Raw genomic sequence first — 12,572 nt, forward strand, 5'->3', positions numbered from 1 at the left:
TTAGTCGAAATCGTTTCTCAATACAAGGACCTGAACAAAATAGACCCTTTCTCTACGAAAAAACACCCTTCCATTCTATGGAAGGGTGTTTTTGGCGACTGTTATTCAGCCACGACGGATACATTCAAACCATGCTTGGTGAATACGTCGATCATTGCCTTTTTAGCTGCATCAGCATCAGGTCCGTGTACATGCAGTTCATAGCTTTGGCTGTTGACAAGCGTTGTGAACAGACCCAAGATGCTCTTAACATCAATGTACTTGTTCTCCGCCTGTAAAACGATGGAGGATGAGAATTGGCTGGCGGTTTGCGAAATTTCTACGATAGATTGATTGTTATTGGACATACGAATCCCTCCGTAACTTTAGGATCTGAATAAAGCTCATCACTGCACCTTCATGATACATTGAATCCGTTTTCTTATGCAACATTTTTTCCAATCTATTTAAGATTTTCCGGATTTAACGCTGCCAGTTCTGGAATAACAAATATACCATCCTTGCGAATCAGACGGTCATCAAAGTAGATTTCCCCGCCGCCGTACTCCGGACGCTGGATCAGCACGAGATCCCAGTGAATCGAGGAACGATTGCCGTTGTCTGTTACATCATATGCTTGACCTGGCGTAAAATGCAGGCTTCCCGCGATTTTCTCGTCAAACAGAATATCTTTCATCGGTGTCAAAATGTACGGGTTGAAGCCGATGGCAAACTCGCCGATATATCTTGCACCTTCGTCCGCATCAAGGATCTCGTTCAGCCGCTTCGTGTCGCTGCCTGTTGCTTCGACGATTTTTCCGTTTTCAAAGCGGAATTTAATATTTTCGAAGGTGACGCCATTGTATAGAGTCGGTGTATTGTAAGCGATCGTTCCGTTAACCGAATCACGAACAGGCGCTGTGTATACCTCGCCATCCGGAATGTTTTTCTGGCCGGAGCATTTCTCCGCGCCGATGTTCTTGATCGAGAAGCTGAGGTCCGTTCCCGGTCCCACGATGCGAACCTTGTCGGTATTCCTCATCAGCTCGGCCAAAGGATCCTGCGCGCGGTCCATTTTGGAGTAGTCCAGATTGCACACATCGAAGTAGAAATCCTCAAACGCCTCCGTGCTGGTGTTGGCAAGCTGCGCCATGCTGGCGTTCGGATAGCGGAGAACCACCCATTTCGTACGCTTGACACGCTCTTCGCTATGTACGGGATGCGAGTAAAGTGCATTGTACAGCTTCATGTTTTCCTCAGGCACGTCAGCCATATCGTTGACGTTCTCGCCTGCGCGGATACCGATGTAACAATCCATTTTCTTCATGCGCTCAAGATCCAGCTCAGCCCACAGCTCAAGCTGCTCCTTGTTTGCGTTCTTCAGCATGGCCCGTTGAACCGTGCGATCTGTCAATTGCACGAACGGGCGGCCGCCTTGATTCGAAACCTCCTCAATGATGGCATTCAGCAGATCGCGCTCCGATCCGATCATTTCAATGAGCACATTTTCGCCTGGCTGCATATCTACCGAATAGTTCACGAGATTTTGAGCCAGTTTTTGAATTCTGGGATCACGCATATGTCATATCCTCCTTATGATGACTGTTCCCCTACATATGAATTGAACAGCGGTAAATTTATAAATTATTGTAGCATGCAACCAACACGAAGTCAGCGTTCATCGTTAAAAAAATTTTCATGGCTGATCTTTCAATAACCGGTAAAAGTAACATCGGACAGCAGCGTTTCCGTGCGGGTTCTGCCCTGCTCGTCAACAAAAAACAACGTTCGTTCCATAGTCAGTTTGGTAGGAAGCTGTTTTTTGTTGTTAATCGTTACATGAGAGACCGAAACGGCATCCGCCTTGCTGAGCATGTTCTTCATTTCATTATAGTCTCGCTCCCAGACGGCCTTCAGTCGTTTACGAACCTTAGGATCTGCACTATACAGCGGATCCCCTTTGCGTTCGATCCGCGCAGCCAGCGCCTTCATCTGCTCATCCAGCGATCCATAGACCATATTGGCTGCCGCCTCGGGTGACAGCTCGATGCGCAGCACCTTGGTTCCTCTTGCCGCCCCCAGTTCCTGGGTCACCGTCTTCTCCGACTTTCCGATATACTCCAGCAGTTCCAGCGGATTCAAGCGGGTGATCCACATTTCTTCGGCATGTTCCGATGACAGCGTGCTCCACTTGCCTTCTTTGCGCTTCAGTGCCACTGTAAGTCCATCTGATTTATATACCGAATCCGCTGATACCTTATCCTTCTGTATTGTTGTCCCTTTGTCCCTTGATGATAGTGTCAAATCCGTATGATGCTGCAGATTGCCTTCAAATGCCAAACTTTGCTGAAACGGTCCGTTTTCTCCGGTCCGAATCGCTGCTTCTCCCCGAAAAGAGAAATTATCAACGCCCGACAGCCCCGACAGGGCACGGTTAAACGACTCTTCGGCAGACAACTGTTCCTGCCAGGCACATCCGGTTAGGCAAAAGACGAATAAAACCATTCCGATGACGCTCCGTGATCTTCTCATTCTCATAATCATCAGCCTCTCGTTGATCTTGCTCTTAGGCTATCCGCGGCCCCTTACATTATGCAGATTACAGAAAAAACCCTGCAGCCACTAAATAGCTGCAGGGTATTTAATCCAGTCCGATTTCAGCTTCCGCCCTCTCCACGACAATCCGGTTGCGGCCGCCATTCTTCGCTTCGTAAAGGGCCATATCCGCTCGATAGAAGAGAGACTCTACGCTGATCTTGTCATTGGTCCAGTTCCATTCGGAAATTCCGCAGGACACCGTTACGCGGGGATCGGTCTCTTCCGATACCCTTATGCGGATCCGTTCGGCGACCTGCATCGCCTGTTGAATGCCGAGTCCCGGCAAATACACGGCAAGCTCTTCACCGCCCCAGCGGGCTGGAATATCGCTGTGCCGTATCGTTGTCTTCACGATGCTGCTGACCTGCTTCAGAATTTTGTCCCCCCGCTGGTGACCGAACGTATCATTGACCTGCTTGAATTCATCGATATCCACAACGATGAGAGAACCGCAAAAATCACGGTTCTGACATTCATGGATCATTTCGTCAAGATAATGTCTCGCATACAGTTCAGTCAGCATATCCCGGTTAGCCATTCTCCTCACTTCCGCATGCAGAAAAGCATTGCCGATAGCCAGACCAATATGGCTGGTCAGAGCTTGAAGCAGCCGATAGCTGTCATAGGAAAAATAATGCGGCTTCGCATGGGTGAGAAGAACAACGCCCCGTACTTCACCGTTAACGGTTAGCGGAGTAGCAATCATCGAGCTGGAATGGGTACTCTCCATCAGCCTGGATTCCGCCGGACGTTCTTCGTGATAGTCTGACAGGATGAGGGGCTCCTTCGAATGATAGACTAGGCCGCCCAAACCATAATCCTTCTCAAAGACCTCCTTGGAAAGCCACTCAGCGTTGCAGGATACCACTTCAAGACCGCCAAGCTCCTCGTTATAAATCAAAATGCAGCAGTAATCGGCTTCAAGAATCTTTAGCAGCTCATGGTTGGCAAATTGAAATATCTCCGCCAAATGCAGGCTTTTGTTCAACCGCTGTGTCAATTCATTAATCATACGGAGCTCATGAATCATCAGATTGGACTGCTCGTACAATTTGGCATTCTCAAACGCGGTGCCGGCAGCGTCGGCCATCATCCCGAGCAGCTCCAGATCCATATCGGGCAGCTCGGACTTGTCCACTTCCACATGGAGTACGCCATAAACGCCCTGCTTGCCTCCCATGGGAATCCCGATTTCCACGATCGAATCGGATTCCTCATGTTCATCAATCGTGAGGGTACCCTCCATGAATGTCCGCACATAAACCTCTTTCTGCCAATGATGAAGCAGCAGAGGACGTACAAGCGGATGTCCACTCTCATGGTCCTGAGACATAAACAATTCGACTTTGGCCTTGGGATACAGCGCCAGGACACTGTCGATAGCCTCCACCAGCACGCTGTCCACATCAATCTGGACATGCATCCGTTTGACATACTGAAACATGATGGAACGCCTGTGCACCTCACGCTCAGCTTGGGTGTGGACTTTCTCCAGATCATCAGCAAACACGTACTCCAGCTTCCGATAGAAGCAGGAACGAAACAATAAGGCGTATGTTTCTGTCAGCATAAGTGATTGTTCCGGCTCCATTGCCTGCGAGGAAACACTGACCATCACCGCAAATACATCACCATGAATCCGAGTGAAGAGCGGGACAGCGCACAGCACGCTTCCCTCAAACGAACCCTTTCCCATTCCTTGGGCCGCTTCCTTGGAGTTCAAAGCAAGCGATAATGTCTCATCTTCACTTCCATTAAGGTATTCCGTTATATCGGAAGCCCCTGTCAGCCAAGCTCCCTCATGAGAAAGAAGGGCCCAGCTGAATTTCTTCATCGCCTGTGTGCCTGCGCTTTCTCTTAGCCACTCCAGATAGCTGTCTGATATGAGAGGCTGAATATAAGGGAAATCATGAGGTGTAATATCCAAGCTCTGAAGCCAAAAGCAAGGCTCGTTTCCAGGAATTGGCCCGGCATCATGAAACACAACTGCAGAACCGGGAGAGCTTTCATACACTTTCCGTTGATCTTCTGACATATTGGGCGCTCCTTTGCACCATTATAAAAGGCCTATCCAAGACTGGCGTTCCGATTCATAATGTAAGGATCCATTGGCTGCCGCATGAATGGCGGTAACCCAGCTGTTCAACATGTTGGGAAGGTGCTACTTAAACACCAGATAGGTGTTACAATATGTAACTAGATAAATGAGACTACTTAATCCAATACCATCTTACTCTTTTCTACCCATTTTTGCATTAAAATTTATGCGTTTTTCACAATAATTTTAGGTCCATGGACCTATCGACAAAATTAGACAAAATCCAAGTTATAGTAAGTTGCAGGTTGAACTTGACTTTATATCATTACTTCATATAATATTTATTGTTGAGTAAGAATGCAATGCATTCCATGAATTTGGGCGGGTTGTGTCACCCTCACGTTATTTGTTACTGACAGGACAGCGGCTGAACTTTCCTTGCAGATCTTCCGGCGATTTCGGTAGAGCAAACAAATACGGCGCAAATAGAGCCCTAATGAAACTTTAATTAAAAAGGAGTCTATATAACATGGCACGTTACACCGGTCCTAAATTTAAATTAAGCCGTCGTCTGGGAATCTCCCTGAGCGGTACAGGTAAAGAATTGGCTAAACGCCCTTTCCCTCCAGGTCAGCATGGTCCTAACCAACGGAGAAAAGTCAGCAACTATGGTATGCAGCTTCAAGAAAAGCAAAAGCTGCGTCATATGTACGGCTTGGGCGAGAAGCAATTTAAAACCCTGTTTAACAAAGCAACTGGCATGAAAGGTATCGCTGGTGAGAACTTTATGTTCCTGCTTGAGAGCCGTCTGGACAACCTGGTTTACCGTCTTGGCTTCAGCAACTCCCGTGCGGGTGCTCGCCAATTGGTAGCTCACGGTCACGTGACTGTGAACGGCAAGAAAGTCGATATCGCTTCTTACGCTGTAAGCACTGGCGATGTAATCGGTCTTCGTGAAAGAAGCCGCAGCCTTTCCTCCATCAAGGAAGCTTTGGCTAACCGTGTACATCTTCCAGCTTACCTCGAGTTTGATGAAGCAGCAATGGAAGGGAAATACATCCGTCTTCCAGAACGTTCCGAACTTTCCCAAGATATCGATGAGAAACAAATCGTCGAATTCTACAACCGTTAAGATTAACTCGGAACCTAAAAACCCTGAAGGCCTTGGCCTTCAGGGTTTTTGCTGTCTAATTGAATCCTCCCAGGTTCAATAAGCTTAAGAAAGCCTCAATCTTGCAAATTTACGCCTGCCCACTTGAACCACATCCCCATCTAGAGGGACGATCTCACCGTAAATGTCGCTGCATTTCTCTCCGTTCCATTTTACGGCCCCCTGCTGGATGCTCCGTCTGGCCTCGCCATTGGAAGCGGCAAAACCGAGTAGTGTCAGCAGATGGATAAGCATAATCTTTCCTTCCTTCAATTCTCCTTCAGGTACCATATAAACCTCAATGTCTTCAGGAAGTGCCTTCTGCTGGAATACGGTCACAAAATGCTGCTGTGCAGCATCCGCAGCCTCCCGCCCATGATACATGCGAACGAGTCTGTGCGAGAGACTCATCTTGGCATCCCGGGGATGGACGATTCCGTCCCGGAGCCCCTTCTCCAAGCTGGTTACCTCCTCACTCGCCATATCCGTGGCCAAGCTGAAGTATTTGAGCATGAGCTCATCCGGAACGGACATGGACTTACCGTACATCTCATTCGGCTCTTCATCGATACCGATGTAATTGCCCAAGCTTTTACTCATCTTCTGTACGCCGTCAAGCCCTTCAATAAGCGGCATCGTGATTGCAACCTGAGGCTCTGAGCCATACTCCTTCTGCAAGGTGCGTCCCATCAGCAAGTTAAACTTCTGATCCGTCCCTCCAAGCTCGACATCGGTCTTAAGCGCCACAGAATCCATCCCCTGCATCAACGGGTAAAAAAATTCATGGATGCTGATCGGAAGCCCGCTCTGATACCGTTTTGTAAAATCATCGCGCTCGAGCATCCGTGCCACCGTCACTTTTGCCGATAAGCTGACCACATCGGCAAAAGTCATCGGCGCAAGCCACTCGGAGTTGTAATATACCTTCGTTTTTTCAGGATCCAATACCTTGTATATTTGTTTTTTGTACGTTTCCGCATGCCGTCTAACATCTTCTTCCGACAGCTGCTTACGCGTTTCGGATTTCCCTGTCGGATCTCCGATTCTGCCGGTAAAGTCCCCAATGATGAGCTGTACTTCATGTCCGAGTTCCTGGAACTGACGCAGCTTCTGCAGCACGACAGTATGCCCGACGTGAAGATCGGGCGCTGACGGGTCCATTCCCAGCTTCACGCGCAGCGGCTCGCCGGTTACAACCGATTTCATCACCTTCTGCCTCATCGCTTCTTCCGGGATGATCTCCAATGCTCCACGGGAGATCACCTCCATCTGCCGTTCCACCTCTTGCTGCTGAACGTTCGATATACCATCCCATTTCATGTTTCCGCACGCCTCCCTCTATTTATGAACGCAAAAAAGCTCCTACTCATCCCAAGGGACGAGTAGGAGCGCTCGCGTTACCACCCTAATTAAAATCTGTTACCACAAGGAACGGATTCTCACTTCATTGCCATAACGGGTTGTCATCCCGGAACCGGACTACTGTAACAGCCGCACAGGTGTACGGCTCTTTTTCCCCCGGTCAGCTCCGGACGGTAATTCAAAGGGGCTCGTTATCGGTTTGCACCACCCACCGACTCTCTGGAAACGAAAGGCTCCGCCTTCTACTGGGGTCCTTCAAAGCTTTTCACGATATGAACTTTGCATTATTTGTATCACATGCTTTCCGAAAAAGTCAATCTTCCTCAAAAAAGGACACGCTATATAGGGACACATGATTCAAAACCTTCGATTTATGCTATAATAGGTGCGTTAAAAGGAGGAGTATACATTCATGGTTGAGGAGAAAAAACAAGAGCCTGAAAAACAGAAGAAACCGCGTAAACGGTCCTTTCTGCGGGTGCTCGGATCCGTCATCGGATGGCTCTTTGTGGTGGGTCTGATGGGCGTTTTGTTCGCCGGAGGAGCCGTAGCTGGCTACGTGACCTCTATTGTTGAGAATGAGCCGGTAAGATCCAGAGCTCTCATCGAGAATACGGTGAACGACAATGCCATAACGGGCTTCGCCTACTTCGCGGATGGCTCACCGATCGGGCAGCTTAGAACCGAAGAAGACAGACGACCTGTGGAATTCAAGGATATTCCCCAGCTTGTTAAGGATGCCGTCGTATCCATAGAAGACAACCGTTTTTATACACATAAGGGTGTTGACATAAAAGGTACCGCTCGCGCCGTAAAAGAACGCGTGCTGAACGAACCGGTTCAAACCGGGGGCAGCACGTTGACGCAACAGCTGGCCAGGCTCACTTTTTTAAGTCGCGACAAAACCGATAACCGCAAGGTAAAAGAAATGCTGCTTGCCATGCGGATGGAACGCTTTTTGAGTAAAGACCAAATTTTAACAGCCTACTTGAACAAGGTTCCTTACGGCAACGGTTCCAGCGGATACCAGCTGTTCGGGATCAAGGCTGCCGCAAAAGGAATATTCAACATTAACAAGCTGGATGATCTGAACGTGGCTCAAGCTGCATATTTGGCAGGTCTGCCGCAGCTTCCATCCTCCTACTCGGCCTTCAACGGCAAAGGAGAATTTGACGAGAAAGCATTTAACCGGGCAGTAAACCGGCAACACCGCGTGCTGGCAAGCATGCTGGAAGAAGGCAAACTAACGCAAGCCGAATATGAAGAGGCCAAGGCATTCGATATCAAAAAATCGCTTGCTCCTCGCACACAGAAGGCCTATGTGACTTATCCTTATCTCATGATGGAAGTAGAACGTCAAGCATCGAATATTCTGATGCAGCTGAGCGAGGAAGCGGAAGAGAACGCAAAAGGCACGCAAGCGAACTCCGATCTGATGGATGCTTCCCGGGCCCAGCTCAGCACCGGCGGTTACCGTGTTTACACCACCATCGACCGGACATTATACAAGACCATGCGATCCATTGCTGAGGATGACAGCAATTACTTGCCTGACAGCCAGGAAAAAGGAATGGAACAGACCGCCGCGATGATGATCGACAACAAAACCGGCGCCATTCTCAGCATGATTGAGGGCAGGGATTTTAACACAGAACAAATGAACTACGCCACACAAATGAAACGACAACCTGGATCTGCCATGAAGCCTATTGCCGCCTATTTACCGGCACTCGATTCGGGAGGGATTCAACCTGCCAGCGTGGTGGATGATTCACCGATCATCTTAAAGGACTACAGCAAAGTGTTCCATATTCCAAAAAACTCGTACAGCGGGTACAGAGGATTGATGACGGCACGACAGGCTTTGAACGATTCGACCAATACGGTGGCCCTCAAACTGTTTAACAACACGGTCGGAATCGAGAAGGCCTGGGAATTTTCCAAGAAGCTGGGTATCACGACCTTGGAGGAAGACGATTATAACGCATCAACAGGTGTACTCGGCGGGCTTCATTATGGCGTGACAGTAGAAGAACTCACCAATGCATACAGTTCCATCGGCAATCAAGGCAAATTCACGGATGCTTTCATGATTGAGAAAATCGTGGATTCCAAAGGCAATATTGTCTATAAACATGAAGTAAAACCGGAGCAGGTATTCTCCGAGCAGACAGCGTATCTTATGACGGATATGCTCCGTACCGTCATCACGAACGGAACAGGCAGCAAGGTCAGAGACACGTACAAGAAATTCAATGAGGTTCCGGTCGTTGGTAAAACCGGATCTACCCAGAACTACGGGGATGTCTGGTTCATGGGATACTCGCCGGATGTGACGCTTGGCGTATGGGTCGGATACAAAGAACAAAAAAATACGCTCGTTGGAGACCAGCGCAAGCACGCCCAGGCCATTTGGGCAAGAATCATGAACGAAGCAACCGACGTTAAGCCGGATCTGTTCCCAACCAAAACGTTTGAGAAGCCTGAAGGCATAACCTCCAAAACGGTTTCGGCGTACAGCGGCAAACTGCCGACCGCCTTAACGGACAGATTCGTAACGGATCTGTTTAATGTGAAGTTTGTACCTACCGAAAGCGATGACGGCATCGCAAAAGCGAAATATATCACCTATCGGGGTGTAAATTACATTCCACAGGAAGCAACGCCTCTGGATATGTTGAGAGAACAAATCGTGATCAAGCGTGAGAAGCCCATCGATGAGCTGATTATAGAGCTGCAGAACGCCCTGAAGGTCATGAAAGGTGAGAAGAGATCACTGGAATCTTATCTGCCGCAGGACGCGAAGAAAGGGATGCCAAGCAGGCTCGACCCTAGAACGGATGATGGCAAAGCCCCTACTCCACCAAAAAACGTACATTATTCGATGGGCAGCGGCTCGATCAGCTTTAATGCCAGCGGATCTCCTGATGTTGTCGGATACCGGCTCTTTAAGTCCGTTAACGGAAGTCCGTATACACACCAAGGGCAGGTCGTGCTTGGCGATGAGAGTCTTGTCTTCTCGGGACTTGGAGCTGACGGAATGTTTACTTCCTATTACGTTGTCGCCGTTGACGTTGCCGGCAAAGTATCTGAGCCAAGCGCCATTGTGGGCGGCACAGCGCCTGGATTCGAAGTACCGGGCGACAACGAAGCGAATCCGGATGACGACATCGATAATCCGGATGACGGCTTGACTGAGGGAGATCCCGATATCGACCTGGAACTTGGGAATGAAGGTGCTGCTACCGTACCGTCTGCACCAGGTCAGCCGACCCTTGTAGCTACCCCTGAGGGCTTTCAGGCCACCTGGAGCGGCAATGCTCCTGAGGAAGAGGTTATGGTCTACAACATCTACATCAGTCCAAATAGTGACGGCAATTACCAGATTCTTGGCTCAAGTAAGAGCACGGAGTTCTATTACTCCTCCGGTAACCCAATCGGCGGTACCTTTAGAGTAACTGCCGTAAATCCAATCGGTGAATCTGCTGCTTCACCGGCCGTATATTTTGAGAAAAAATAGATTGAAATATTAAAAAGCCAGCCCCTCTACAGAGATCATCTGTTGGAAGGGCTGGTTTTATTTTTGCTTAAGCAGAGGCTTCTGGTTTAGTTCATCTTTTTAGGTAGAAGAAAAAAACGCCCGTCTATAAAAAAACTGACAATGAAAATGGTGGTCACCATCTTCATTGTCAGCCCTATCTTGATCACGCTTTTTAATCTTCAATCGTGGACAGATCCCCTGTCGGAAGATCCAGCTCCCACGCTTTCAGTACGCGGCGCATAATCTTACCGGAGCGTGTCTTCGGAAGTTTATCCTTAAACTCAATTTCACGAGGCGCGGCATGAGCGGAGAGTCCTTCCTTCACAAAACGGTAAATTTCATCCTTGAGCTCCTGAGTAGGTGTATACCCCTCACGTAAAGAGATAAAGGCTTTAATGATCTCGCCACGAGTAACATCAGGCTTACCGATCACGCCTGCTTCAGCAACAGCCGGATGTTCAACCAGCTTGCTCTCGACTTCGAACGGCCCGATTCGCTCACCGGACGAATTAATCACATCGTCGATTCTGCCCTGGAACCAGAAGTATCCTTCTTCATCCATGTATGCCGAATCACCTGAAATGTACCAGCCCGGAATTCGGAAGTATTCTTCATACTTCGCCTCGTTATTCCAAATTTTTCTCATCATGGACGGCCAAGGTGTCTTGATTGCCAAATTCCCCATCGTGTACGGAGCCACTTCTTTCCCCTGATCGTCCAGGATAGCCGCTGTAATGCCCGGCACCGGGCGCCCCATGGATCCTGGCTTGATCGCCATGCCCGGGTAATTACAGATCAACTGTCCGCCAGTCTCTGTCATCCACCATGTGTCATGGATACGCTGCTTGTAAGCCTTGTGTCCCCAACGCACCACCTCGGGATTAAGCGGCTCGCCAACGGATAAAATATGCCGTACATGGCTCAAATCATATTGGTCGATAAGCTCGGAGCCGGCACCCATCAGCATGCGGAAGGCGGTCGGAGCGCTGTACCATACCGTTACCTTATTGTTCACCAAAGTGCTGTACCAATCCTGCGGACTGAAACGGCCGCCGCGAATGACATTGGTAACCCCGTTCAACCACGGTGCAAAAATACCGTAGGACGTACCGGTAACCCAGCCCGGGTCCGCCGTGCACCAATATATATCATCTTCCCTTAAATCCAAAACAACCTTGCCCGTATAATAATGCTGAATCATGGCATTCTGCACGTGATACACGCCCTTCGGTTTCCCGGTAGAGCCTGACGTATAGTGCATGATCAATCCATCTTCCCGTTCAAGCCATTCAATCTCCAGCTCACTTGATGCAGCTTCAACTTCCTCGTGGTAGCTTACTAGCCGCGGGTCCTCCTCTTCGATCTCGCCCACGACAAAAATATGCTTCAGTTCAGGCAACTCGTCTCGCTTCACGCGTGACAACAGTGCAGGCGTCGTAATCAGTGCAACTGCTCCACTGTCCTCCAGACGGTCCTTTACAGCTGTCTCCATAAACGCCTCGAACAGTGGGCCGACCACGGCGCCAACCTTCAGAATGCCCAGCAAACCGGCATAGAGCTCAGGACCGCGCGGCATAAAGATAAATACCCGATCACCTTTGCCAACGCCATATTTACGAAGTACATTACCGAACTTGTCGGATTTTTCTTTCAACTGCGCATAAGTAATAGATTCCTCACGATTGGCGTCACTATACAAGAGAGCCACCTTATCTCCTCGCCCCTCTGCCACATGACGATCTATAGCTTCATAGGCCATATTCACTTTGCCCGTCTCATACCAAGTAAAATTTCTCTCGATTTCGTCCCATGAAAACTCGGAGCGCGCCTGCTCGTAACTCTTCATATTGGAATGTGAAACTTCACTTGGCAATATTTCGCTATGCGTTTGATTCATGATAACA

At 49.0% G+C, this 12,572-nt stretch carries 8 protein-coding genes and 1 other annotated feature; of the genes, 2 read left to right on the top strand and 6 right to left on the bottom strand.

Going from position 1 to position 12,572, the window contains the following annotated elements; all coding sequences use genetic code 11:
• Nucleotides 1-101: 101 nt before the first annotated feature.
• From M4D81_RS01345 to M4D81_RS01360, 4 genes are all read right to left on the bottom strand, one after another.
• Nucleotides 102-347: an HPr family phosphocarrier protein gene (locus M4D81_RS01345; protein ID WP_071223684.1), complete on the bottom strand. Its 246-nt coding sequence runs from the start codon at nucleotides 345-347 to the stop codon at nucleotides 102-104.
• 95 nt (nucleotides 348-442) lie between these two features.
• Nucleotides 443-1,558: an aminopeptidase gene (locus tag M4D81_RS01350; RefSeq protein WP_071223683.1), complete on the bottom strand. Its 1,116-nt coding sequence runs from the start codon at nucleotides 1,556-1,558 to the stop codon at nucleotides 443-445.
• Nucleotides 1,559-1,689: 131 nt separating this feature from the next.
• Complete coding sequence (locus M4D81_RS01355) at nucleotides 1,690-2,517, bottom strand: hypothetical protein (protein ID WP_216535151.1); 828 nt, start codon at nucleotides 2,515-2,517, stop codon at nucleotides 1,690-1,692.
• Nucleotides 2,518-2,620: 103 nt separating this feature from the next.
• The gene (locus M4D81_RS01360; protein ID WP_260064169.1) at nucleotides 2,621-4,612 is read right to left on the bottom strand and encodes a sensor domain-containing diguanylate cyclase; all 1,992 of its coding nucleotides are present in this window, start codon (nucleotides 4,610-4,612) and stop codon (nucleotides 2,621-2,623) included.
• Between the two features lie 532 nt (nucleotides 4,613-5,144).
• On the opposite strand from M4D81_RS01360, the gene rpsD reads away from it, so the two are divergent.
• Nucleotides 5,145-5,747 (top strand): 30S ribosomal protein S4, encoded by a 603-nt coding sequence (gene rpsD, locus M4D81_RS01365; protein WP_100536080.1) that lies wholly within the window; start codon nucleotides 5,145-5,147, stop codon nucleotides 5,745-5,747.
• A gap of 84 nt (nucleotides 5,748-5,831) precedes the next feature.
• Here rpsD and tyrS read toward each other — a convergent pair whose 3' ends face one another.
• Nucleotides 5,832-7,085, bottom strand: a complete 1,254-nt coding sequence (gene tyrS / locus M4D81_RS01370; RefSeq protein ID WP_260064173.1) for a tyrosine--tRNA ligase — start codon at nucleotides 7,083-7,085, stop codon at nucleotides 5,832-5,834.
• Nucleotides 7,086-7,136: 51 nt separating this feature from the next.
• Nucleotides 7,137-7,395: a binding site (T-box leader), on the bottom strand.
• 144 nt (nucleotides 7,396-7,539) lie between these two features.
• On the opposite strand from tyrS, the gene M4D81_RS01375 reads away from it, so the two are divergent.
• Complete coding sequence (locus M4D81_RS01375; RefSeq protein WP_260064174.1) at nucleotides 7,540-10,647, top strand: penicillin-binding protein 1A; 3,108 nt, start codon at nucleotides 7,540-7,542, stop codon at nucleotides 10,645-10,647.
• Nucleotides 10,648-10,840: 193 nt separating this feature from the next.
• Here M4D81_RS01375 and acsA read toward each other — a convergent pair whose 3' ends face one another.
• Nucleotides 10,841-12,565: an acetate--CoA ligase gene (acsA, locus tag M4D81_RS01380; RefSeq protein WP_260064175.1), complete on the bottom strand. Its 1,725-nt coding sequence runs from the start codon at nucleotides 12,563-12,565 to the stop codon at nucleotides 10,841-10,843.
• Nucleotides 12,566-12,572 lie beyond the last annotated feature (7 nt).

The organism is Paenibacillus sp. p3-SID867 (assembly GCF_025142895.1).
Classification (GTDB): domain Bacteria; phylum Bacillota; class Bacilli; order Paenibacillales; family Paenibacillaceae; genus Paenibacillus_AQ.